Origin of the sequence: Streptomyces sp. NPDC003077, from assembly GCF_040611095.1 — a bacterium.
Lineage (GTDB): Bacteria > Actinomycetota > Actinomycetes > Streptomycetales > Streptomycetaceae > Streptomyces.
Genome location: NZ_JBEXNM010000092.1, coordinates 1 through 23628 on the forward strand (window position 1 = coordinate 1; position 23628 = coordinate 23628).

At 74.5% G+C, this 23628-nt stretch carries 15 protein-coding genes; 5 read left to right on the plus strand and 10 right to left on the minus strand.

The window, feature by feature from the left end; translation table 11 throughout:
- Positions 1-126 precede the first annotated feature (126 nt).
- A complete protein-coding gene (locus tag ABZX96_RS34880) occupies positions 127-963 on the minus strand; it encodes an alpha/beta hydrolase (protein WP_355552545.1) in 837 nt (278 codons plus the stop codon).
- 698 nt (positions 964-1661) lie between these two features.
- On the opposite strand from ABZX96_RS34880, the gene ABZX96_RS34885 reads away from it, so the two are divergent.
- Together ABZX96_RS34885 and ABZX96_RS34890 are read left to right on the plus strand one after the other, a co-directional pair.
- Positions 1662-2387: an SDR family oxidoreductase gene (locus ABZX96_RS34885; RefSeq protein ID WP_355552548.1), complete on the plus strand. Its 726-nt coding sequence runs from the start codon at positions 1662-1664 to the stop codon at positions 2385-2387.
- A gap of 48 nt (positions 2388-2435) precedes the next feature.
- Positions 2436-2747 (plus strand): putative quinol monooxygenase, encoded by a 312-nt coding sequence (locus ABZX96_RS34890; protein WP_355552551.1) that lies wholly within the window; start codon positions 2436-2438, stop codon positions 2745-2747.
- A 773-nt stretch (positions 2748-3520) separates the two neighbouring features.
- Here the strand turns inward: ABZX96_RS34890 and ABZX96_RS34895 are convergent.
- The 4 genes from ABZX96_RS34895 to ABZX96_RS34910 form a co-directional block, all read right to left on the minus strand.
- Entirely contained in the window at positions 3521-6190 is a 2670-nt protein-coding gene (locus ABZX96_RS34895; protein WP_355552554.1) for a LuxR C-terminal-related transcriptional regulator, read from the minus strand.
- Positions 6187-9003, minus strand: coding sequence for an AAA family ATPase (locus ABZX96_RS34900; protein WP_355552557.1), 2817 nt, complete (start codon positions 9001-9003; stop codon positions 6187-6189). Before ABZX96_RS34900 ends, ABZX96_RS34895 begins: the two co-directional genes overlap by 4 nt.
- 407 nt (positions 9004-9410) lie before the next feature.
- On the minus strand, positions 9411-12134 hold the full coding sequence (locus ABZX96_RS34905) for an AAA family ATPase (RefSeq protein ID WP_355552560.1): 2724 nt from the start codon (positions 12132-12134) through the stop codon (positions 9411-9413).
- A 651-nt stretch (positions 12135-12785) separates the two neighbouring features.
- Positions 12786-13715, minus strand: coding sequence for a LysR family transcriptional regulator (locus ABZX96_RS34910; RefSeq protein WP_355552563.1), 930 nt, complete (start codon positions 13713-13715; stop codon positions 12786-12788).
- Positions 13716-13827: 112 nt separating this feature from the next.
- Here ABZX96_RS34910 and ABZX96_RS34915 point away from each other — a divergent pair, with 112 nt between their 5' ends.
- A complete protein-coding gene (locus tag ABZX96_RS34915; protein WP_355552565.1) occupies positions 13828-14616 on the plus strand; it encodes a glycine betaine ABC transporter substrate-binding protein in 789 nt (262 codons plus the stop codon).
- Positions 14617-14934: 318 nt separating this feature from the next.
- On the opposite strand, the gene ABZX96_RS34920 is transcribed toward ABZX96_RS34915, so the two are convergent.
- A complete protein-coding gene (locus ABZX96_RS34920) occupies positions 14935-16323 on the minus strand; it encodes an FAD-dependent oxidoreductase (RefSeq protein WP_355552568.1) in 1389 nt (462 codons plus the stop codon).
- Between the two features lie 262 nt (positions 16324-16585).
- Between ABZX96_RS34920 and ABZX96_RS34925 the strand changes: the two genes are divergently transcribed.
- The gene (locus ABZX96_RS34925) at positions 16586-18616 is read left to right on the plus strand and encodes a BTAD domain-containing putative transcriptional regulator (RefSeq protein WP_355552571.1); all 2031 of its coding nucleotides are present in this window, start codon (positions 16586-16588) and stop codon (positions 18614-18616) included.
- A 332-nt stretch (positions 18617-18948) separates the two neighbouring features.
- Here ABZX96_RS34925 and ABZX96_RS34930 read toward each other — a convergent pair whose 3' ends face one another.
- From ABZX96_RS34930 to ABZX96_RS34945, 4 genes are all read right to left on the minus strand, one after another.
- A complete protein-coding gene (locus ABZX96_RS34930) occupies positions 18949-19560 on the minus strand; it encodes a flavodoxin family protein (protein ID WP_355552573.1) in 612 nt (203 codons plus the stop codon).
- 195 nt (positions 19561-19755) lie between these two features.
- Positions 19756-20625, minus strand: coding sequence for an aldo/keto reductase (locus ABZX96_RS34935; protein ID WP_355552576.1), 870 nt, complete (start codon positions 20623-20625; stop codon positions 19756-19758).
- Between the two features lie 175 nt (positions 20626-20800).
- On the minus strand, positions 20801-21520 hold the full coding sequence (locus ABZX96_RS34940) for a hypothetical protein (protein ID WP_355552579.1): 720 nt from the start codon (positions 21518-21520) through the stop codon (positions 20801-20803).
- A gap of 31 nt (positions 21521-21551) precedes the next feature.
- Positions 21552-22394 (minus strand): alpha/beta hydrolase, encoded by an 843-nt coding sequence (locus ABZX96_RS34945; RefSeq protein ID WP_355552582.1) that lies wholly within the window; start codon positions 22392-22394, stop codon positions 21552-21554.
- A 607-nt stretch (positions 22395-23001) separates the two neighbouring features.
- On the opposite strand from ABZX96_RS34945, the gene ABZX96_RS34950 reads away from it, so the two are divergent.
- Positions 23002-23520 (plus strand): SMI1/KNR4 family protein, encoded by a 519-nt coding sequence (locus ABZX96_RS34950; protein WP_355552585.1) that lies wholly within the window; start codon positions 23002-23004, stop codon positions 23518-23520.
- Positions 23521-23628 lie beyond the last annotated feature (108 nt).

The window sequence follows — 23628 nt, forward strand, 5'->3', positions numbered from 1 at the left end:
ACCTAAACACCCCCACCCCCCAAACCGCGCTTGCCATACCGGTGACTGTTGTACAGCGGTGTGCACTCCCGATCGGGTGGGGGGCGGGTGCCGCCCCCGCCTCGGGGGAGCGGCACCGGCACAGGATCACTTGGCGAGGAAGGCGAGGAGCGCTTCGTTGACCTCGGCGGCGTGGGTCCACAGCAGGCCGTGGGGGGCACCGTCGATCTCGACGTAGTCGGCGTGGGGGAGGGCCTTGTGGAAGGGGCGGGCGGTCGCGTCGATGGGGAGGATGTTGTCCGCGGTGCCGTGCAGGATCAGGGCCGGCACGTCGATCCTGGGGATGTCGTCGCGGAAGTCGGTGGGCCAGGACAGGGGCGCGGCGGCGGCCGCGTGGGCGCCACCGGAGGCGGCGGTGTTCCAGCCGTTGCGGACGGCCTCCTCGCCGATACGGGTGCCGAGGTTGTCGTCGAGGTTGTAGAAGTCGCGGAAGAAGGCGGTGTAGTAGGCGTAGCGGTCGCTCTTGACCATCTCGGAGATGCCCTGGAAGAAGGCCTGGTCGGCGGCGCCCTCGGGGTTGTCCTCGGTCTTCAGCAGGAAGGGCTCCAGGGAGGCGAGGAAGGCCGCCTTGGCGACGCGGGCGGAACCGTAGGTGCCGAGGTAGCGGGCGACCTCGCCGGTGCCCATCGAGAAGCCGACAAGGGTGGCGTCCTGGAGGTCGAGGGTCTCCAGCACGGTGTTGAGGTCGGCGGCGAAGGTGTCGTAGTCGTAGCCGGTGGTGGGCTGGGAGGAGCGGCCGAAGCCACGGCGGTCGTAGGTGATGACGCGGTGGCCGGCGTCCAGCAGGGCGGCGGTCTGCTTCTCCCAGGAGTGTCCGTCCAGCGGGTAGCCGTGGATCAGGACGACCGGCCGGCCGGTGCCGTGGTCCTCGTAGTACAGCTCGATGTCGGTGGTGTTCTCCTGGCCGACGGTGATGAACGGCATGTCTCTTTCCCTCCACGACGGTGCGGGGCCCCGGCCGGGCCGGCGGGAGGCCGGCGGGTCCGGGGCGGTCGGGCCGCGGGCGCGGCGCCGAACACGGGTCCAGCCTGGCGGCGCGGGACGGCGCGGGAATCCGTCCGATGACTTACGAGCCGGGGCGGTCTGGAGGTGCTGCGGACACTCGGCTCCGGCCACCACCACCTGACCCCGCGCCTGGACCTGCTGCCGCCGGGGGCCGGCTGTGCACCGGGCGTGGTGGGCACGCCGAGGCGACCGGGGAGCCGGCGGTGACCCTGCTGCCGGCCTCGGCCGGCGGGCCGCCCCGATGCGCGCGCGGGCAGCGGGCGGGCAACCGGGCCCCGGCCGTTCGCACGACGACCACGTGGCAAGCGCGTGGTCGTCGTGGGAGCCGGAGCCGTGGGGTCCGGCGTCGCGCGTCTCGTCTGCTGGAGCCCTCCGGCTGCGAGGTCGTAAGGATCACCCGCTCCGCCCGGAACGGCGTGGTGCCCGCCCGCCGTGCACTGCGTGCGCACACCTGCCATGTGCACACCTGCCGTGCGTGCATCCGCCATGCGCACACCTTATGGATCGCGACACAAACAAGCATTGGCCTCATCGCCGCACGACGACGAGAGTTGATCGCGCCCCCTCACACCGGCCTCACACCGGATCGAAGCCGGTTCCCGTCGAAGGAGTTTCCCGTGAGCAACACCCACAAGCGTGCCGGACAGCGTCTCGTCGTCGTCGGGGCCGGCTCGGCCATCGGACGCCGCCTCGCCGTGACGGCCTCCGCCGAGGGCGCCGAACTGGTCCTGGCCGGCCCCGACCTCGCCAAGCTGGAGCGGACGGCCGGCGAACTGCCGGGCACGGCCCGCACCGTCCGGTTCGACATCACCGACGAGGCGTCGATAGCGCACCTGGCGGACGAGGCCGGCCCCTTCGACCACTTCGTGTCCACGGCGGCCGTACCGGCCAACGGGCCGCTGTCCGAACTCGTGCCCGAGGACGTCCAGCGGGCGTTCGCGGCCAAGGTGATCGGCCCCCTGTTCCTCGCCAAGCACCTGGCCGGACAAGCCCGGGAGGGCGGCTCCCTCACCTTCTTCTCCGGTGTGGCGGCCTGGCGGCCGGCCCCCGGACGCACCGTGATGGCCACCACCAACGGAGCCCTCGCCTTCCTGGTCCAGGCCCTGGCCGTGGAGATCGCGCCGCTGCGTGTCAACGCCGTGTCCCCCGGCATCGTCGACAGCGGCGCCTGGGACAGGCTCGGTGAGGACAAGCGGGCGTTCCTGGAGTCGGTGGCCGCGAGCAACCCCGCCCGCCGTGTCGGCACCCCGGACGACCTCGTCGGCGCGGTGCTGTTCGCCATCGACAACCCCTACGTCACCGGCACCGTCCTGCACGTGGACGGCGGCGGACGGCTGGCCTGACCCCTGCTCCGGCTTTCCGTTACGCACCACCTCACGAAGGAGAGGCCCATGACCGGCCGGACCACCGGACCCATCGTCCTCATCGCCCGTATGAAGGCACGCCCCGGCAAGGCGCGGGAACTGAAAGACGCGCTGCCCGCCCTGGTGGCCGCCACCCGCCGCGAGGACGGCTGCCTCACCTACCTGCCGCACCACGGTCTGGACGACCCGGGCCTGCTGGTGATGCACGAGGTGTGGCAGAGCGAGGAACACCTGCGCGCCCACTCCGTCAGCGCTCATCTGCGGGCCTTCGCCGAGCTGGCGGACACCCTGACCGTGGGCGGCATCGAGATCGAGCGGCTGGCCGAACTGGAGGTGTAGGACGGCCAGTTCGCGGACCGCGGGCGTCCCGGTGGTCACACGGGCCGTGGCGCTCGGTCGTCCGGCGGAAGCGCGACACGGCCGCTCGCGGCCGACTCGGCGGGCACCGACCGACACCTCGCGGCTCCTCCGGTCGCGAGGGCGAACGAGGACAACAGGAGTCACCCTCGCCCCGCACCCTTCGCCTCGTCGCGCACCGGACCGGGCCGGAGAGCTGTCCTCGGCCCGTCCCTCGTGGCCGGAGGGGCCGCGGCGGCCGGCGCCTCGCCGTCCCGCGGCCCGCTCCGGTCCACGGGACGGCCGCCCTCCCCGGCTGGAGACCGTCGCGACCTTCGACGGCGCGATGCCCACCGGTGTGCCGGTGTGCCGGTGTCCCGGTGCCCCGGTGTCCCGGTCGGGCCGGGTCTTCGCCGACTTCCCGCGCTGGGGCGACGACGTCCCGTTCTCCGTGGCCGAGCTCCGCGACGGCGAGGCTGTCACCCACCCCGGCCGTGCCGTCGACCGATTCGTCCGCCGCGAACCCGGCGGCAATGCGACGCATGCCCCGCCGGACGAAGCAGGCGAGGGAGAACCGCCGAACGGCACACTCGTCTCAACGCACACGTGTCTCACGACGGCCCGACCGGTCGCTCGACGGGTGCCGCGGCTCAGGTGCTGCCGCACGCCCCTCTCCGGCATACGTGACGGCACCCGCGGGCCCCGCACGGGTCTCCCCGTACCCCCGCCCGAGTGGGAGCCTGGCATCCGGAGGGCTTCGGCGCGGCGGCCACCGGTCACCTCCGGAGCACGGCGGGAAGCTGCTTGCGCGACGTCACCCCGGCCTTGGCGAAGACGCGCGAGAGATGGCTGGCGACCGTCCGGTGGGTCAGGCCGAGCCGCCAGCCGATGCCCTGGTTGCTCAGGCCCTCCGCGGCCAGCCGGGCGACCTCGGCCTCGCGGGGTGTCAGCCCCAGCTCCGCCTCGGCCCGGCTGGGGTGCGACGCCTGCCCGGCCGCCAGGAGTTCGGAGTCCGCACGCCGTACCCACACGTCCGCGCCGACCGACGCGAAGGCGTCACGGGCGCGCCGCAACTGATCGCGTGCCTCCAGAACCCGTCGCCGCCGCCGCAGCCACTCGCCGAACGCCAGCCGCGTACGGGCCTGTTCGTACCGCAGCGCCTCGGCCCCCGGCACGGCCAGCGCCCGGGTGAACAGCTCCTCCGGTCCGTCGCCGTCGCCCAGCAGCGCCAGCGACCGGGCCAGCAGGTGATCCAGCGGGGCCGACCGCAGCAGCCGGTTGGTCCCGGCCATCCGCCGCACGTGCTCCCGCACGTCGCCCTCCCTGCCGGAGGCGACCGCGGCCGCGACCAGATCGCCCAGCGCCCAGGCCGCCACCACGGGGTGCCGCGCGTCGCCGTCGGGGTCCGACAGCATCCGCAGCTCCTCGTACGCGTCCTCCGGCCTGCCGTGCGAGAGCGCCATCAGCCCCCTCGCCCAGCGGGCACGGGCCGCCACCAGGGGAAGACGGCGGGGGAGGGCGTAGGCCAGGACGCGGTCCGTGAACGCCCGGTGCCCCTCCTCCGTGCCCTCCCACGCCCGCACCTGCGCCACACCGCACCGGAAGACCGCCGCGGCCCGCGGATCGCCCGCCGCGCGGCTCCAGCGTTCGCCGGTGTCCGCGTCGCGCAGCACCCCGGCCCGGTCCCCCAGGTGTACGTGCGCGATCTGCAGGTACGCCAGGACCGTCCGGGCGGTGCCGAAGTACCCGAGGCCGGTCAGCGACTCCAGCACGGCGCCGCCCAGGCGCGCGGCGGCGCGCGGGTCGTCCAGCGCCGTCGCCACGGAGACCAGCGCGGCGTCACGGGCCGGGTCGAGGGGGAACCGACCCCGCCGGGGCGCGGCGCCGGCCGTCGCCAGCAGCGCCCGGCCACGGTCGGCGTGGGCCGCCCGGTCGGCCCAGCACAGCGCGGACATCGAGGACGGACACTCCGCGCGCCGTGGCGTGTCCGGGACCGGGGCCTCCGGCCGGGCGCCCGGTGAGCGCGTCGCGGTCGGCGCGCCGGAGTCGGGAACGGCACCGGCGGCCGACGGCGGCCACGCCGGGACGGGCCCTCCGGCGTGGCACGGCAGCGGATCGAGCGCGCGGGCCGGCCCCCCGTCGTCCCGGTGGGCAGGCCGCGCCGCCAGCGCGGCGGCGGTCGCGGGGTCCTGGTCGGAAGACAGAGCGGTGAGGCGGGACATGAGCCGCCGCAGTTCCTCCGTCCGATCACGTACCTGGGCCGCCCACGCGGCTGCGACCAGCCTGCGCGCCCGGTCCGCCGGCCGCGGACTGAGGTCGGCGGCCAGTTCGTGGACCGCGCCGGCCTCGGGGAGTCCCCGCGGCACGCCGTCTTCCAGTTCCCGTGCCGTGGCCTCGTCCGGAAGGGCGCAGGCCAGGGCACGGTGCAGCGCCCGCTGGTACGCGCTCGGCTCCGCCGGCCCGGCCAGCGCCAGGTGCGCTCGCCGCCGCCGCGCGGACGAGGCGTCCCAGTACACCGCCGAGCGCAGCAGCGGATGGACGAAGCGGACCCTCCCGGACGTTTGCGTGAGCAGTCCGCGCGCCTCGGCCGCCTCCGGCGCGCCGTCCGCCGTTCCCATGGTCCCGGCGGCCTCGCGCAGCAGGTCCAGCCGGTCGGTGCGCGCCACGGCGGCCAGGAGCAGGAAGTCGCGCACCGGCCCCGGTACGCCCTCCAGGAGCCGGCTCACCCGTGCGTGCAGGACGTCTCCCAGCGGGAGCCGCGGAGCGAGCAGCACCTCGGCCGATGGAGGAGAGGACCGGAGGAGCCTCGCGACGGACACCACTCCGGCCGGGTTGCCCCCGGTCTCCCGCAGCACGCGTTCCGCCAGCGGCGGCGGCAGATCCCGGCCGTGGCGGCGCAGCAGCCGCTCGGCGTCGGCCACGGCGAGCGGACCGAGAAGGAGATCGGGTGCGGGTCCGGACAGGTGCCGTGCGCCGCGGTGCGGCACCGGGCGGCTCGACAGGAGCAGCGCCACGGGCACCCGGCCGGCACCGCGGCAGGCTCCGAGCAGTGCGTCGAGCGAGAGGCCGTCGAACCACTGTGCGTCGTCCAGGGTCACCAGCAGGGGACGCCCGGGGAAGGCGTGCCGGTCGAGCGCCTCGGCCGCGGTGCCCGCCGCGGACGGGCCGCGGGCGGGGAGGACGGGGACGGGCAGGAGCTGGGTGAGGCCGGCGCCGGGCAGTGCGGCCTCGGTCCGGCGCCCCTGGAGCCGCACGACGGAGTACCCCGCGGTCTCGGCGCCGCGCCGCGCCTCCTCCAGGAGCGCGGACTTGCCGCTGCCCAGCTCGCCGTGGACCGACATGACGCCGCCCGACACCCGCGCCCGGTCCAGGAAGCCGCCGACCGCCCGGAGTTCCGCGGCGCGACCGATCACGGGAGCCGGCGACGGGTCGACGTCCGCGATCACAGGAGATCACCGCCGCCGAGCAGGGCGCCCTGGAGTTCCCTGCGCGAGCTGATGCCCAGCCGGGGAAACACCTTGTACAGGTGCGAGGCGACCGTCCGCGGCGAGACCAGCAGCCGGTCCGCGATCTCCCGGTTGGACAATCCGGAGGCGGCCAGTCGCACGACGCGCCGTTCGTGGGCGGACAACGCGGTGCCCGCGCCGGTGGCGGACCGTGCCGTGCCGGGCGGCGGTGCCCCGATCGCCCGCAGTTCGGTGCGCGCCCGGTCCTGCCAGGGCGTCGCCCCGAGGCGGCCGAACGTCTCGTAGGCGGCGCGCAGGCGGGTGCGCGCGGCCGAGAGCTCGCGCCGACGGCGCAGCCACATGCCGTGGTCCAAAGCCAGCAGAGCGCGGTCGAACGGACGGGCCGACACCGTGGCCGCCTCCTCGGCAAGGCCGAACAGCTCGGCGGCGTCGGACTCGTCGGCGTACGCGGCCAGCAGCGCCCGGCCGTGCCGTACGAGCAGGGTCGCCTCGCCGGAGAAACGAGCGAGCCCGTCCCGCTGCGCGCGCTGATGGTGGGCGCGGGCCGCCTCGTGGTCGTCCCGCAGCAGGGCGCCGCGTACCAGGACGGCGTGTGCCTGCCGGGTGACCGTGTCCAGGCACGGGTCGGCACCGGACGGCCGGGCGGCGCCGCCCGGCATTCCCGGTCCGCCGGTCCGCGCGGCGTCGCCCCCCTGAGCCAGCAGCAGCGCCGCGTACTCGGCCAGACGCGCGTGGTGGGCGGAGTGGTGGGCCCGGGCCCACCGCCGGATCTCGTCCGCCAACTCCCCCGCCTCCTCCCGGCGGCCCTGGTACGCGCAGACCAGCAGCAACCGGGACTTCAGGGCGACGGCATGCCGACCCGGCCCCTCGGCACCGCTGCGCGCCGTCCGTCGCGCCACCAGGTCGCGCAGTTCCTCCCAGCGTCCTTCGGCGGTCATCAGCTCGGCCCGCAGTTCCCAGCAGTGGGGCAGGTGCCTCTTCTCCCCGGTGCCCGACTGCCGCAGGGCGGCGGCCAGCAGACGACCGCTCAACCCGATGTCGTCGATCCGCCACGCCGCGTCCGCGAGCCAGGTCAGCTCGTGGGGGTCGCCGTCGGGCGTCCCCAGCGCCCGGGCGGCGGCCACGGACAGTCCCTCCCGGATGTCCCGCGCCCGTGCCACCGGGTTCAGGCAGGCGGTCACGGCCAGGCGCAGCGGATCGGTGGCGCCGGCGGACGGCCGCAGCGCGCGCAGCGCCGCCCGCGCGGGGGCGGAACGGTGCGTGAGCGGGCTCAGCGTCGCCAGCTGGAACGCCGCCCAGTCCCGCACGTCGGCCCCGGCGACCGGTCCCGCGTCGAGCGCCGCGGACAGGTCGCGGAAGCTCTCCTCGGCGTGGAAGGCGACGTCGAACAGCGTGGTGGCGCGAACGGCGCGCAGCGCGCGTGCCGTGGCGGGGGCCGGGCCGACGGCCGGTTCCCGGGTGAGCGCGAGGGCCAGCCGCGGCCGGCCACCGCACACGGCGGCGGACGCCGCGGCCGTGTGGAGGCGAGTGCGCTCCACGGGAGCGGGACCGAGTTCGCCGGCCTGGCGGAACGCCGTGACCGCCGTCGACCAGCGCCGAGCCGCCACGGCCGCGCGGCCCAGCGCCTCCAGCCGGGCCACCCCGTCCTCGTCCCGGCCCGCCGGGCCGTTTCCCGGCCGGCCGCCACCGAGCCGGGCCAGGCCGAGTTCCACCCAGGCGTGCCGCGCCCGCCGCCGGACGGCGGCCGGCGCGGTGGCGTGGGCCAGGCACCGGTGGACCCTCCGGACGAAGCGGGGCACCCGGCCCGAGGAGACCAGTCCCGCCTCCTCGGCCGGGCCGAAGGCGTCGAGGCCGTACCCGAGCGCGTCGGCCAGCCACGCGACGTCCCCGGCCTCGGCGTCCTCGTCCATGAGGGCCAGCGCGGCCAGCAGGGCCCGGGTGCCGGCGGGCAGCGCGCGGAACCGGCGGCCCAGGCGCCGTTCCAGGGCCGCTCCCGGAGGCAGGGGGTCCGGCAGCGGGGCCCGGCCCGCGCGCTGCTCGGGGGTGAGTCCCGTGGGAAGGCTCACCAGCGCGAGGGGGTTGCCCTCCGCCGCGGCGAGCACGGCGGTCCGGGCGTCGGCGGACAACCGCGGATGACGGTCCGACAGCACCTGCCGCGCCGTCTCGTCGCCGAGGGCCGTCAGGGGCAGCTCTGTTACGCCGCAGTCCGTCAACGGGAACGGCTCCGGCCCCTCGGCGGCGGCCAGCAGCAGGACACGGGTCCCGTCGAGCCGATGGGCGAGGAACGCCAGGGCCCTGGCGGAGGCCGGATCAAGCCACTGCCAGTCGTCGACGGCGAGGAGGAGCGGACGCCGGCCTGCCACCGCGGCCAGCGTCTGCCACAGCGCCGAGCACACGGGCGTCTCGTCGCCCGTGTCCGTGTGGTGGCGCAGGGCGTCCGGCAGGAGTGAGCGCACGGTGGGCGGCAGGGCCTCCGGGGCGCGGAGGAGAGGAGCCGTCAGCGAGCGGAGCGCCGCGTACGCGGGCGCACCGGCCCCGGGGCGACCGGTGACCCGCAGCACCCGCCCGTCGGCGCCGGCCGCCGTGCCGGCCGCCCAGCGCAGCAGCGTGGTCTTGCCGCTGCCGCTCTCGCCCCGGACGGCCAGCGCGGTGCCGCCGCGGTTCGAGGCCCTGGCCAGGGCCGTGCGCACCGCCGTGAGGGCGTGGTCCCGGCCGCGCGGCCGTACCGCCGTACGCGGCGGGTGCTCCTGTGGGGGGATCACCGCACTGACGGTGAACGCGACTGGCCTCATGCCGGCCTCCTCGGGGCGAGACGATGGTGCCTTCCGTCCGGTACGCGCGGTCGCACGGGTGGAGCGCGTCGGCGACCGTGGGCCGACGGACACAAGGGACGGAAGGGGTCCCAACCTAGGCAACGCGGCCGGAAAGAGCCCTAGGTAATTCGACCTGAATACGCCTTGCCCTCCGAGCCGACTGATGAGTGGGTGCGGGGCGCCGGGGCGGGCGCGGCGGCGGGAGCCGTCGGTGGCACGACTGGTGCCCTGTCGGCAGGGCGGTGGTGGAGGCGGGCCGGTCCGGACACCGCCCGGCCCGGAACGGCACCCGAGGCCGTCAGCGAGACCTCACGGACGACGGGCGCCAAGGGCCGGGTGACACGTGCCGGGGGCGAACCGCCGACGGACGCGGGCGGTGCCGCGGATCAGTCGAGCGCGGCCGCGAGGACGGTCGCGAGCTGCGATCGCCGGTTGATGTGCAACTTGGCGTAAGCGCTGTAAAGGTGCCCTCCGACGGTGCGGTGGGACAGGTACAGCTGGTCGGCTATCTGCTTGTTCGAGTACCCCTGGGCGGCCAGCCGGGCGACGTGCAGTTCCTGAGCGGTGAGCACGGTGGCGGGGTCGAAGGCCCGCGGCGGCTGTGCCGGCTGGACACTGCCGGCGGCGCCCAGCTCCCGTGCCGTCCGCCGCGCGAGCGGCGACGTGTGCTGGGACGTGAAGACGTGCAGCGCCGCGGAGAGGTGGCCGCGTGCCTCCACGATGTGGCGCTCGCGCCGTAGCCACTCGCCGAAGAACAACCGGGTCTTGGCCAGGTCGAGGGGCGTGGCGGACCGCTCACCGTGCGCGATCGCCAGTTCGAAGTGGCCGCGTGCCTCGTCTGCCGGCGCCAACAGTGCCCGTGTCCGCTCGACCAGCATCGCGAGATGGTCGGAGCCGCTGGAGGCGAGAGCGGCCGTCGCCATGTCGAGCCAGCCCCCCACGGCCTCCGGCCGGCCGGCCCGCACGGCCGCTTCGGCGAGGTCGCCGCCCGCCCAGAGGCCGATGGGAGGATGCTCGACGCTCCTCAGCAAGTGGACGACCGCGTCCTCGAAGCGGCCCTCGTTCGCCGCCAGCTGTGCCGACGCCCAGGACGCGATGGCGGACACCCTGGCGAAAGGGGTCGGCCCGGACAGTCCGGTACAGGTCTCCAGCGCGGCGGCGGCCGGTCCGTGCTCGCCGCGCCACGCGCGTGCGCGTGCGATGCCCGCCGCGCAGATCGCACCGACCACCGACAGATCGAGATCGAAGCTGAGGCGCAGTGCCTGCTCGCAGTCGGCGAGGCCGGCGGCGATCGCGTTGGCGTTCATGCGGACCGTGCCGCGCCCGGAGAGGGCCACCGTCTCATCGCTCGTCCGTGCCGATCGGTGGAACATGTCGACCTCGGCGCTCCAGACACGTTCGGCGCCGGCGAGGTCGTGGGCGTCCTCGAAGGCGAACGCGAGGCAGTTCAGCAGGGTCGCGTCCGTCTCGCGCACCTGCCGCTGGAAGATCGACAACGCCTTCTCGACGGACATGAGCCGATCCGTCGAGCCGATCAGGGCCAGGCCGATGCTCCGCAGCAGTCGCTGCCGCTCTGTGACGGCGATGCCGGGCCGCCGGAGTTCGTCGGCCACCGCCGCCATGGTCTCGGCGGAGAAGTCCTGCCGGGTGTAGCTGCGCACCGCCGCCCACGCGAGGACCTCGACCCGGTCGTCCGGGTCGCCGAGTGTCCGCGACAGCGCGATGAGCTCGTCACCGCCCCGGTCCGGAAGTGTCGTGCTGGTGCTGGCGAGCATCCATTCGGTACGGGCGAACTGCATCACCGAGGCCTCGTCGTCGGCGGGAGGCCTGGCCTCGGCGAGCAGGGCGACGGCGTCGGCCGTCGCGCCGGCTTGCCGCGCGGCTTCCGCCGCCATCACCGTGCGCCGCGCCCGCTCCCCCGGGGCCGGGGTCAGCGCGACCGCGCGCCGCCAGGCGGCGGCAGCTTCGGTCCGCGCGCCGCGGCGGCCGGTCGCCACGGCGAGTTCTTCGAGTTCGGCGGCGACGTCCTCGTTCCAGCCGGTGACCGCCGCGGCCCGGTGCTGGACGGCACGTGCGGCGTCGACGACGACCGCCGCCAGCTCGGTGTGCACGCGGGACCGCATGGCGGAGTCGGCGTTGTCGTACACCGCCGAACCCACCAGCGGGTGGCGGAACCTGAAGGTGCCACCACGGAGCGTGATCAGCCCGAAGGTCTCGGCCGGTGCGAAGTCGCTCTGGTCCAGGCCCAGGTTGCGGGCCGCGGCGAGCACTTCGTGGCTGCCGGAATCCTGTCCCGCTGCGGCGACGAGGAGTGCGCGCTGCGTCGCCCGCGGCAGCAGCGTGACCTCGGCCAGGAACGAGTCCTCCAGGCGTTTGCCCATCGGGACACGGCCGCGCTCGGCCGAAGGCGCGCCCTCGACCCACGAAGGACTGGTCGACCACTCGGTCAGGGCGAGCGGGTTGCCCATCGCGCGTTCGACCAGCCGGTGCCGTTGAGGCATCGTCAGTTCGGGCGCGAGCAGGGCGATCAGCTCCAACGCGTCCTCGTCACCGAGCGGCGCCAGCGGCAGGTGATGCTTGAAGCGCGGACTCCGGTCGGGGTAGACGCGATCGGCTCGGCTCGTGGCCAGGAGCAGCGCCGGCATGACGCTCATGCGCGCGGCGAGAAAGGTGATGATGTCCGCCGTGGACAGATCGAGCCAGTGCAGATCCTCGACCACCACCACGAGGGGGCCGCTCGCCGCCGCCTCCTCCAGCAACCCGAACGCGGCGAGCCCCGTGACGAGACGGTCGGCCGGCTCGCCTTCGGCCCCGAACGCCACGTCCAGGGCCGTGCGCTGGCGCGGCGACAGGGCGTCCATCCGGTTGAGGAGGGGGAGCAGCAGCTCGTGCAGCCCCTCGAAGCCGGCCGCGCCCGCACCGCGAACGCCGTGACAGGAGAGGACCTGGAAGCCCGACGAGGACGCGGCGTCGACGACCGCGGAGACGAGGCTGCTCTTCCCTATCCCCGCTTCGCCGTACACCAGCACCGAGGACCCGCGTCCTTCTCGTGCCGCCTCGATGAGGTCGGATAGCTGTTGGAGTTGGGATTCCCGCCCGATCACGTGCACGTACCTACTTCTCGGGACCTCCGGACGTGCGACGGTCCGCAGTCGCTCATCATCAGTGCTGCCGCACCCAGCAGTGTCGCATCCTACTGCTCCTCATACGTGTGACTCGTACGGGGCGCTGCCGGAGGCCACATGCCCGCCTTCGGGCCGGGCTCACCGGAGACGGCGGGGCGCCGGGACGCGTCACCGGGACCGGACGCGTGGGCGTTCCACCCCGACGCCACGCCGTCCGCCGAAGGGGCACCTGACCGGCCCGGAAAGGCGCGATGCCGCGCTTCCGCCTTCCCTCCACCGCGCCCGGGGACACTCTCGCGGGCCGATGGCTCACCGAGTCACGGCACCCCCCGGCCGGGCATCGGCAGGTGGGGTGGGGGCCAGCCGTGCGAAGGAACGGACACATGAGCCGGCCGTGGGCACATCCCCACGAGAAACCCCTATTCCTGGATGCCACACTCCACAACCAGTTCGTGCGTTGAGTGACCGCTGGGGTGTGCCGGAGTTCGTGCGTTGGGCGACCGCACACCGCCCGGCGATTCGGCACGGCGGGCGACGGAACGGAGAGCGCGTGAGAGTGGTCGTCGCGGGTGGTCACCGGCGGGCGGCCGGCGCTCCCCGCCTCCGGCCGGCCGCGGAGGGCGCCGAGCCCTGTCGTCAGGAGGACGTCTGCCGGAGGCCGAGCCGCCGGGCCACGTGCCGGGGCATCAGCGCCGCGTGTTCTTCCAGCAGGTCCAGCAAGGAGGCGGCGACGGGGTCCGGGCCGGTGCGGGTGTATCCGGCGAGGACCCGGGCGACCGGCGGGTCCGGGCGCAGGACCGCCTCCGGGAAGTGCCGGGGGACGCTGCTCGCCGGCACGAGCGCGGGGCCCAGCCCGGCCGCGGCGTAGGCGACGGCGGACGCCGCCTGCTCGGTGCGGACCGCGATGCGGGGCCGGAAACCCGACTGCGCGCAGGCGGAGTCCAGGACTTGGGCCAGACCGCTGTCCGGGGTGAAGTGCACCCACGCCCGGTCGGCGAGGTCCGCCAGCCGCACGCGCGGGGCGAGGCCCCGCCCGGTCAGGGGGTCGTCGGCGGCGGTGACCACGACGAACTCCTCGGTGCCGAGGTGCCGGACGGTGCCCTCCCAGCGGTCGGGCAGCGGGCCCACGGCCACGTCGGCGACGCCGGCGGCCATGGCCTGGGCCAGGTCGTCGGCGCTGCGGTGCTCGAACAGGCGGACCCGGACGCCGGGGTGCCGCCGGCGCCACAGTCCCATGACGGCGGGCAGCACGCCCGAGCTGATGGAGTACAGCGTGGCCAGGTGGAGTTCCCCTGTGGAGACACCTGCCGCGCGGCGGGCGGAGAGAGTGGCCCGGCCCGCTTCGGCGAGGGCCGCGCGCGCGTGCGGAACCATGGACCGCCCGGCGGGCGTCAGCCGTACCCCGCGCGGCAGGCGTTCCAGCAGCGGGCCGCCGACCTCGCGCTCCAGAGCCTGGAACTGGTGGGAGAGCCCCGGTTGCGTCACGTTCAGCCGCTCGGCGGCCCGGGTGAACGAGCCTTCGTCCACGATCGCCACCAGATACTCCAGTTGCCGCAATGTTGCCATGTGCCCAGCATATGGGCCCGATGAAAAACATGACTTGGACTTATGGGGCGCGGCTGGACAGCATCGTGGGGTGCCGCGAACACCACGATCACCAGACCGCCGGGGGGACCCCATGTCCGAGTACCGACCCGAAGCCACCGTCACCGTGGGCAACATCGCGCTGTCCTTTCACCGGGCGGTCGCCGCGGTCACCCGGCGCGTGCTTGAGAAGCACGGCCATCGGGTCCGCGGCGTCGAGGCACCGCACGAGCGCGTGTTCCGGCTCCAGGAACAGAACGCGGTGGACGTCCTGGTGTCGGCCTGGCTGCCGTCCAGCCACGACGTCTATCTCTCCCGGTACGCCGACCGCGTCCGCGTGCTGGCACCGCAGTACGAGCCGTACTGTGTCTGGGCGGTACCGCCCTACGTTCCCCAGGAGGCGGTGAGCGAGGTCGCGGACCTGCTCCGGCCCGAGGTGGCGACACGTATGACCACCGCCATCCAGGGCATCAACCCCGGGGCCGGCATCAGCCGCTTCTCCGCCCGGATGGTGCGCGCGTACGGTCTGGACCGGGCGGGGTACGCGTTCGTGCCGGGCGGCGAGAGCGATTTCACCGCCCGCGTCGACCGGGGCGTCGCCGACCGGGAATGGTTCGTCGTCCCGCTGTGGCGGCCCCAGTACCTGAACCGCCTGCACCAATTGCGGGCGCTCGCCGAACCGAAGGGCCTGCTGGGGACGGTGGACGGTGCCAGTCCCGTGATCACCCGCGAGGCGCTGGGCCGGATCGATCCCGCCGCCGTCGCCGAACTGAACGCCCTCCACCTGGGCAACGAGGGTGTCGAGGAGATCGACAGCCTCATCAATGTGGACGGCCTGCCGGCCCTGGAGGCGGCCGACCGCTTCCTCGCCACGCGGCGGTGACGAGCAGGCACCGGACCGAGCCGTCTCCTCCTCGGCGGCGTGGACGCACGCGGCTTCCGCGGGAGTGGCACGGCCGACGCGAAGGAGGACCGCCGGCGACCGGTTCGGCTGCCCGTCGTACGGCCGGAGCCGGTGGCGGGCCGGCCCTCGGGGCCGGTCGTTTCCGGCGTCACCGGCGATCCGTCCCGTGAGAAGCTCGGCCGACCGGGAAGGCGGCACACCGCGGGACGGGGCGGCCACGCGCCATGGGCCCGCGGCCGGCCCCGTCCGGTGTCGGTCCGTCTCGCGTCGGCCCGTCCCCTGTCGGTCCGTCCCGCGTCAGTCCGTCCAAGAGGCGAAGAGGGCGTTCAGCCCCTCGGCCATGGTCGGGTGGGCGATGAGGCCGTCGCGCAGCGCGGTGTAGGGCATCCCCGCCCACATCGCGGTCTGCACCACGGTCAGGACCTCGGAGGACTCCGGACCGAGCAGCGCCACGCCGAGGATTTCCTCGGTGTCGCGGTCCACGACCGCTTTCCACACGCCCCGGGTGTCGCGCAGCGTACGGGCCCGGGGGATGGCCTTGACGGGGAGCCTGGCGACGCGGATGTTCCGGCCGGTGGCGCGGGCCTGTTTCTCCGTGAGGCCCACGCGGGCCAGCTCCGGGTCGGTGAACAGGTTCCAGGGGACCAGCCGTCGCGAGGTGCTGCGCGTGCCGCCGGCGATGTTCTCCTTCACGACGCGGTAGTCGTCGAGGGAGACATGGGTGAACTGCGGGCTGCCCGCCACGTCGCCCACGGCCCAGGTGTGCGGCGCGTCGGTGGCCAGCCGGTCGTCCACCCGGATGAAGCCGCGCTCGTCGGTGCGTACCCCGGCCGCGTCCAGGCCCAGCTCGGCGGTGACCGGGCTGCGGCCGGTAGCGGCGAGCACGTCGTCCGCGATCAGGGACCGGCCGTCGCCCAGGAGAAGCCGTATGCCGTCCTCCTCGCGCGCGACCTCCTTCACCGTGACGCCTCCGACCATTTCCACGCCGTCCTGGCGCAGGCACTCGGCGAGGACCTCGGTGACGTCCGGGTCCTCCTGGGGCAGCAGGGCGGGGCTGTGGTCGATCACGGTCACGTGGCTGCCGAAAGCGGCGAACATGTGCGCGAACTCCAGGCCGACGTAACCGCCGCCGATCACCACCAGCCGCTCCGGGAGGCGGTCCAGCCGCTGGATCGTCTCGCTGTTCAGGACTCCGGCCTCGGCGAGACCGGGGACGGGCGGCAGGTACGGCACGGTCCCGGTGTTGATCACGACGTCGGCGCCCCGGACCACGCGGCGCCCGCCGTCGTTCAGGCGGATCTCGACCGTCCGCTCCGCGACGAAGCGGGCCTCGCCCAGGACGAGGTCCATCCCGCTGTCGAGGAACTGCCGGTGATTGAGGTCGACCATCTCCGACACCACGCCCTCCTTGTGGGAGCGCAGCAGCCGCGGGTCGACCTCCGGCTTGTCCAGGTTCAGCCCCAGCGACCTCGCCGCGGCCGCGCGGCGGGCCAGCCGGGCGCTGGTGACCAGCGCCTTGGTCGGGATGCACGCCACGTTGACGCACGTGCCGCCGATCATGCCGCGTTCGACCATGACGACCCTGCGGCCGGCCCGCGCGGTGTCCATGGCCAGGGTCTTGCCGGCCTTGCCGCCGCCTATCACGAGCAGGTCGGCGTCCTCCACGGCGCCTTCGGAACCGATCATCGGCGTGTACTCCTCAGAGGTGTTGCGAGTGGGAACCGGACGGGCCTCCCGGGGACTCCGGTCGAGGGCCGTCGTGATCCAGCGTCGTCCGGAAGCCGCCGTCGCGCATCGGTCACATGACTTGTCTCTTCGGGGCGTCCCGGAGCGCCCCGGACCCGAGTCATCCGACCGATGCGCGCCCCGGAGCCGCCGCCCTACGGTGGGCCCGGCCGCCGGAGCCCCGGTGCGGCGGGCGGTGCGGGAGCGACGAGCGGAGACTGTCATGATCACGCAGCCGATGGGCGCGACCGCCGGAGGACCGGCCCGGGAGAGGGGCACCGCCGCGAACGGCGTCCGCTTCTCCGTCCTCGGCCCGGTGCGGGTGTGGGCGGCCGGTGCCGAACTGCCCGCCGGGCCACGCCAGCAGCGACTCGTCCTGGCGGCGCTGCTGGCCCGGGCCGGACGCCCCGTGTCCCTGGAGGAACTCGTCGGCCTGCTGTGGGAGGAGGACCCGCCCCGCAGCGCGGCCAACACCGTCCACCGGTACGTGGGCGTGCTGCGGCGCCTGCTCGAACCGGGGCTGCCGGCCCGCGCGCCGGGACGGTGGCTGCTCAGACGGGCCGGCGGCTACCTGCTGCGGGTCGGGCCGGACGAACTCGACCTGGCGGCCTTCCGGAACCTGGTCCGGCGGGCCCGCGCGGCACAGGACGCGAGCGAGGCGGTGGACGCGTTCGGCGCGGCGCTGGAGCAGTGGCGGGGACGGTGCGCGGCGGACGTCGTGCCCGCGGACGCGGCCCCGCCGCTGTTCGCCGCGGTGGACCACGAGTACGTCGCCGCCGTGACGGCGGCCGCGACCGCCGCCCTGCGCTGCGACCGGCCCGGCGCCGTCCTCCTGGCCGCGCGCCAGGTGGTGGAACGGCACCCGTTCGACGAGCGGTTGCTGGCCCAGTTGATGCTCCTGCTCACCGCGGACGGCAAACAGGCCGAGGCACTCACGCTGTACCACCGCTTCCGCACCGACGTGAAGAGCGCGCTGGGCATGTCACCGGGCAGGGAACTGCGCGCCGCCCACGACCGGATCCTGCGCGGGGCGTGGGAGATCCGGCCCCCGTCCGTGCACGCCGGGCCGGCGGCCTCCGCCACGCCACGGCAGGCCCGCCCGGACCTGCCGGCACCGCACCCGGTGCCCGCCCAACTGCCCGCCGACCTCCCCTGCTTCACGGGCCGCGCCGGTGTCCTGGAGCAGGCCGCGGGCTTCGCGGCGGCCGGGGACGGCGCACCGCGCGTGCTGGCCGTGGACGGCATCGCCGGTGTCGGCAAGACCGCCCTGGCCGTACACCTGGCCCACCGGATCGCCGCCCGCTTCCCGGACGGCCAGCTCTTCGCCGACCTCGGCGGCTTCGCCTCGGCCGGAGGCCCGGCGGAAGCGGGCGAGGTGCTGGCCGGCTTCCTGACGGCGCTGGACGTGGACGACGCCCGTATCCCCGCGCGGACGGACTCCAGAGCCGCGCTGTTCCGCAGCGTGCTGGCCACGCGGCGGGTGCTGGTGGTGCTCGACAACGCCCACGACGCGGCGCAGATACGGCCGTTGCTGCCCGGCTCGTCCCGGTGCATGGTCTTGATCACCGCTCGGCGAAGGCTGACGAACCTCGCCACCATGAACGGAGCCCGGCTGGTGTCGCTCGACGTCCCCTCCGCGCAGGAGGCGGCCAGGTGTTTCGTCCGGCGAGCGGGCACCGGACGCACCGGCATGGACGCCGCCGCGGTCTCCGAGATCGTCGAGCACTGCGGACGGCTGCCGCTCGCCGTGGGCGTCATGGCCGCCCGTGCCGCGGCCTACCCGGACGTGCCGCTGCGGCGGATGGCCGACGGGCTGGCGGCGGCCGGAGAGGGCCTGGAGGGATTCAGCGACGAGGACCGGGGCAACGCGGTGCGCACCGTCTTCTCCTGGTCCTACCGCGCCCTGGGGCCCGACGCGGCGCGGCTGTTCCGCGCCCTGCCGCGGCGGCAGGGAGAGCTGAGCACCGGCGAACTGGCGCGCCTGGCCCCGATGGCGGCGCGGACGGCCGCCGCGGCCGTCGCCGAACTGGTGCGCGCCCGGCTGCTGACGCCCGTACGGCCGGACGTGTACGACGTACACCCCCTGGTCCTGGCGTACGCGTCGGAGCTGGCGCGCGAGGCCCGGCGCCGGACGGGCGCCACCAGGGTCGCACGGAGGGGCGCCGGGCGCGTCGTGGTGCCGCTCGCCGGACGGCGCACGCGCTCCACCCGCTCCGCGGCGGCGCCGCTCCGGGCCCGGTCGGCGTTTCGCTGACCGCCGTGGCGGCGAGAGGACGGCGGCCTTGCCCCGGCGGTCGCCCCTTCCCGCTCACACACCGCGTGCCGGCCGCCTCGGACCGGGTGCGGGCGGTCCGGACGGTGCGCCTGCCGAGAGGGGCGAGGACGGCGATCGCCACGCTCCGGGGCGCCAGGGGCCCGCCCGGCCGCACGGCCCTCGGGCGTGGGGCCGTGCGGCCGGACGGTGCCGGCCGAGGTACCGGGGGTGTCACCGCGGAGGGCTTCGCACCGTCCCCTCGTGCTCCTCGTGGCAGTTGTCCCGACAGCGGGCAGGTGGGGGGCCGCTGACGCGGCAGGCCCCGCGCGGGATCAGGCGGCGACGGTGAGGGCGTGGCGGCCGGCGCTCATCGTCGCCGCGTGACGGGCCACCCGCGCGCCCAGGTGCTCGGCCGTGGCGATGTCCGCGGCGTGGACGGTGTCGACCGCGCCGTCCATGGGGGTCTGCGCGCCCGCCCCGGCCCAGTAGCCGAGACGGTTCAGGTCGTCCTCCGAGGCGGTGGTGCTGTTCCAGCCGGGAGCCAGGCCCAGGCTGACCCAGAGCATCCGGTGCTGGGCGGCCAAGGCGGCGAAGAACGCCAGGGTGTTGCTCTTGTCGCCGCTCTTGGAAGCGGAGTTGGTGAAGCCGGCGGCGAGCTTGTCCGCCCAGCGTCCCTCGACGAACCGGCGGCTGGTGGCCTCGGCGAAGGCGTGGAAGCCGGCCGAGGCGCCGCCCATGTAGGTGGGGGAGCCGAAGATGATCGCGTCCGCGTCGTCCAGCTCCTGCCACTGTCCTTCGCCGATGTCGTCGACGTCGACGAAGGCCGCGTCGGCCCCGGCTCCGACGATGCCGCGCCGGACGGCTTCGGCCAGTACCGCGGTGTGTCCGTAGCCGGAGTGGTACGCGACGGCGACGGTCGGGCGCTGGATTGTCGATTCGGTCATGGTGGGCTCCTTGAACGGAAGGGTGGGTGGGGAGCCGCGGCCGGTCAGCACCCGTGGGGCGCTGCCGACCGCGGTGAACAGGGCCGGTCGTTTCCGAAGTCGAGGGACGATGCCGGCCGGAACGGTGCCCGCCGGGCCGGGGGCACACCCCACGGCCGGGAAGGCCGCGGACGGTGCACCGGGCGGGGCTCGCGGTCAGCCCCGCGTGAACGGACGGCTCAGGGCCTCGAAATCGGCCGGCGACAGCTCCAGCGCGGCGGCCGCCACGTTGTCCTCCAGGTGCTCCACCGACGAGGTGCCGGGAATCGGGAGCACGACGGGCGAACGGCGCAGCAGCCAGGCCAGGGCCGCCTGGGACGGCGAGGCGCCCAGCCGGGCCGCGACACGGGTGAGCGGGCCGCCCGGACTGGCGAGCTGCCCGGTGGCCAGCGGGAACCAGGGCAGAAAGGCGATGCCGTTGGCCTCCGCGTACCGCAGGACCTCCTCGGAGTCGCGCTGCGCCACGTTGTAGAGGTTCTGCACGGAGGCGATCGGCACGATCGCCCGGGCCCGCTCCAGCTCCTCGACGCCGACCTCGGAGAGCCCGACGTGGGCGATCTTCCCCTCGTCGCGCAGCTCCTTGAGGACGCCGATCTGCTCCTCGAAGGGCACGGAGGGGTCGACACGGTGCAACTGGAAGAGGGGGACGCGCTCCAGGCCGAGCCGGCGCAGGCTGGACTCGGCCTGCCGCCGCAGGTAGCCGGGCCGCCCGTCGGGCCGCCACTGGCCCGGACCCGGGCGGGTCAGGCCGGCCTTCGTGGCGATCACCACGTCCTCGGGGTACGGGTGCAGGGCCTTGTGCAGCAGTTCCTCCGCCGCGTCGGGACCGTAGGAATCGGCGGTGTCGAAGAGCGTCACGCCGAGTTCCACCGCGCGGCGCAGCACGCGCACGCCCCGGCCCTGGTCGGGGAAGGGTCCCCACACGCCGGGGCCGGTCAACTGCATGGTGCCGTAGCCGAGCCGGTTCACCTCCAGTTCGCCGCCGATGGTGAACGTCCCGGAGGACGTCGCCGAGATGTCGCTCATGAAGGGCTGCCTTTCTCGTCGGTGCCGCCCGCTCCGCGGACGGCTGCCGGCACCGAGGGTGCCGTGTGCCTGCTTCGGTCGCCGCCGGCCGGGCCGGCGGCCGTCGTGCACCGGCCCCGTCGCACACCGCGGGCCGCGGGGGAGGGCGTCGGCGTACGGCGGGAGCACCGGATGGCTAGGAGACCGTCACGTTCTCCAGCCGGACCGAGACGACCAGCGGGTCGGGCACCTTGTGCCCGTTCTCGTCGCGGCCGTAGATCACGCGGGTGGTCGGTATCACCAGGCCGGAGACCTCCTGGTGGCCGGAGACGTAATGGGCGGCGGGCGTGGAACCGGCGATCCCGACGCTGTAGTCACGCCGCCTGATCAGCCCGGACCCGTCCACGTAGAGGGTCTGTTCGGTGCTGAGCGTGGCGATGCTGCCGGGGAAGACCACGCGCAGGCGGCGGAAGACCTCGCCGTCCTCCGTCCAGGTGCCGATCTCCTCGGTGCGCACTCCCGGGAACGTCAGGGAGAGCGGCTCGGCCAGGTAGGTCCACATCGCGCTGCCCGAGAAGTAGGCGAGCTGCAGCCGGCTCCACGGGGTCGTCAGATCGTGGCCCGCGAACGAGGCGCGCGGGTCCACCAGTTCCTCGACGGTCTTGCCGTCGGCGTCCTCCACCGCGACCCGGTCCGCCGTGAAGGACGTACGGTGGCCCTCCTGGAAGAAGGGCTCCTGCCGGACGTACTGCCGGCGCAGGCCGACGGTCACGTCCACGTCGTTCAGGGCGCCCGGATGGCCCTTCGTCTCCCACAGGGCGCCGCCGAAGAACTGGCGGGCGTGGATCGCGCCCGCCTCCTCCCAGCGGGCGCGGCCCCCGTGGGCGTCGAGGACGGTGCTGAGCAGATCGGACACGGTGTCTCTCCTGGTGGTACGTGAGGCGGGGTCAGCCGAGGAACGCGTTGACGTCCTCGGCCGCCTCGTGCGGGTACTGGAACAGCGACGCGTGCGCGGCGTCGGGGTAGATGCGGATGCGCGCGTCCGGGATGAGACCGGCCATCAGGTGGCTGACCTTCGTCGGGATCATCAGGTCGTCGTCGCCCTGGATGACGAGGGTGGGGGCCTGGATGCCGGTCAGCCGCTGGAGGGCGGAGTGGTCGGGGATGCCCCACTCCAGCACGGCGTCGTACTGGGCGTCGCGGGCGGCGAGGCTGCCGGGCACGTCCCGGCCCTCGGTGCGGGCCGCGAACCGGCCGAGGAATTCCACACCCTTGGCCTGGCTGGTCTCGGTGTGGGCGAAGAAGATGTACAGCAGGTCCTCGCCGGTGGGCGCCTCCGCACGGGCGTGCCTCTCGATGTCCTCGCGCCAGCCGTGCATCCCGGGCGCGCCCTTCGGACCGGTGCCGGCCAGGACCAGGCGGCGGACCAGGCGGGGCCGGACCAGAGCGATGTCCTGGGCGGCGAAACCACCGAGGGAGAAGCCCAGGACGTCGATCCGCTCCAGGCCGAGGGCCGCGGTGAAATCGATGACCTGCCGGGCCAGTTCGGCGACGGTCTTCGCCGGTGTCCCAGTCGAGGAGGCCACCCCGGGATAGTCGACGAGGACGACCTCGCGCTCCGCCGCCAGGGCGTCCACCAGCGCGGGGTCCCAGTTGTCGAGATTGCCGGTGAAGTGCTGGAGCATCACCAGCGGCACCGGCCCGCCGGTTCCGAGTCTGCGGTAGGCGTAGCGGACGCCGTCCGCCTCGACGAACCGGGTGGGCGCGGTCTGATGCGTCACCGAGGCCATGGCTTCTCCTTGCTTCTCCTTGGCGGGCCGTACGGGGTGAAGGCCGGCTGAGGACGCTTCCGTCGGATCAGGGCCGGGCCCGCGATACCCCGGCACCACGCCTCCGGCGCCGTCGTCGGTCCTCGGTGCTCCGCACCGACTCCCTCCACCGCCGTGGAAGCGAAGCACCGGAACGCCGCTCGCCGATCCGGCCTGATCCCTCGGAAACGCCCGAGGCACCGCACCATCGTCGACGGAGGAAGTGGAGACTTTGTGGCCCGCTTCTTGATCCCGAGCGCGGTCGTCCGGCGGCGGGCACGTCGGTGGTTGGCGGCGGGCACGGGTCGCGCGTCGGCTACCGCGCCCCCGAGGGCCGCGGCCGGCAGCCCGGCCCGACGCTCCCGCCGAGGTGACGCCTGTTCGGACCGGCTCGCTCCGGCACGCGGCGAGATGATCCGCACGTCACGTTGAAAGTTCCCGATGCCGACCCACTCCGCGTCGGGTGTGGCTCTTCCGGAGGGACGGACGCCTGCGGCTCATGTCAGGATCCGCTGTCGTGAGTGAGCGTTCGTTGTCGCCGGTCTGGCCGTCCTCGTGGGCGAGCACCGTCTCAAGCATGTTGGACGAGATGACAGAGAAGTTCGAGGGCAAGCACGGGTTCCCCCCGGGCATCAACCAGGTCCTCCCGGCCGACGTCGCGGATCAAGAGGCGGCGCGTGCTCCGGGCCGCGATGCTCACGTGGCCGTCGACCCGGTCGCCTTCTACGGCGGCATCGGCGCGGTCGTCTGGGAGGACGTCGGCAACGGCTGCTTCATCCATCCCGCGCGGGGTGTTCTTGAGCAACTCGCGGAGAACGGAGCCGTCCGTGTGGGCGAGGGGCCGGAGCCGCGTGGGTTGGTGATCGGACCGGACGGAGGCGGCCTGTCCTATGTGATCGGCCCGGAGGGATCGATCCATCGGACACGGACGGCATCCCTGGACGAGCCGGAAGCCGACAAGGTGGCGGATGACCTGCGCCAGTTCCTGGAGTCGCTGGAACGGTCGCCGGCTCGGTTCCTCGCCACGGGCGAGCCGGGGTACTTCCAGCCTCAGCGGCAGGCTGGTACCGCTTCGACAGGACGGCGGGTGCGGCGATGGGCTCGCTGAGCGAGGAGTCGCGGCGGCTGAAGGTGAAGGCACGCTCTTGACGGCTCGGTCTCCTGCCGTGGCTGCGACGTGGGCGGACCGGGGCGAGGCGACGGCCGGTCCGATGTC

Bases quoted from the DNA above. Each gene is read 5' to 3' on its own strand.
- ABZX96_RS34920 (WP_355552568.1), bottom strand. From the start codon at position 16,323: ATGATCGGTTCCGAAGGCGCCGTGGAGGACGCCGACCTGCTCGTGATA.
- ABZX96_RS34915 (WP_355552565.1), top strand. From the start codon at position 13,828: ATGTCCGAGTACCGACCCGAAGCCACCGTCACCGTGGGCAACATCGCG.
- ABZX96_RS34910 (WP_355552563.1), bottom strand. From the start codon at position 13,715: ATGGCAACATTGCGGCAACTGGAGTATCTGGTGGCGATCGTGGACGAA.
- ABZX96_RS34900 (WP_355552557.1), bottom strand. From the start codon at position 9,003: ATGAGGCCAGTCGCGTTCACCGTCAGTGCGGTGATCCCCCCACAGGAG.
- ABZX96_RS34880 (WP_355552545.1), bottom strand. From the start codon at position 963: ATGCCGTTCATCACCGTCGGCCAGGAGAACACCACCGACATCGAGCTG.
- ABZX96_RS34945 (WP_355552582.1), bottom strand. From the start codon at position 22,394: ATGGCCTCGGTGACGCATCAGACCGCGCCCACCCGGTTCGTCGAGGCG.
- ABZX96_RS34930 (WP_355552573.1), bottom strand. From the start codon at position 19,560: ATGACCGAATCGACAATCCAGCGCCCGACCGTCGCCGTCGCGTACCAC.
- ABZX96_RS34950 (WP_355552585.1), top strand. From the start codon at position 23,002: ATGACAGAGAAGTTCGAGGGCAAGCACGGGTTCCCCCCGGGCATCAAC.
- ABZX96_RS34890 (WP_355552551.1), top strand. From the start codon at position 2,436: ATGACCGGCCGGACCACCGGACCCATCGTCCTCATCGCCCGTATGAAG.
- ABZX96_RS34925 (WP_355552571.1), top strand. From the start codon at position 16,586: ATGATCACGCAGCCGATGGGCGCGACCGCCGGAGGACCGGCCCGGGAG.
- ABZX96_RS34935 (WP_355552576.1), bottom strand. From the start codon at position 20,625: ATGAGCGACATCTCGGCGACGTCCTCCGGGACGTTCACCATCGGCGGC.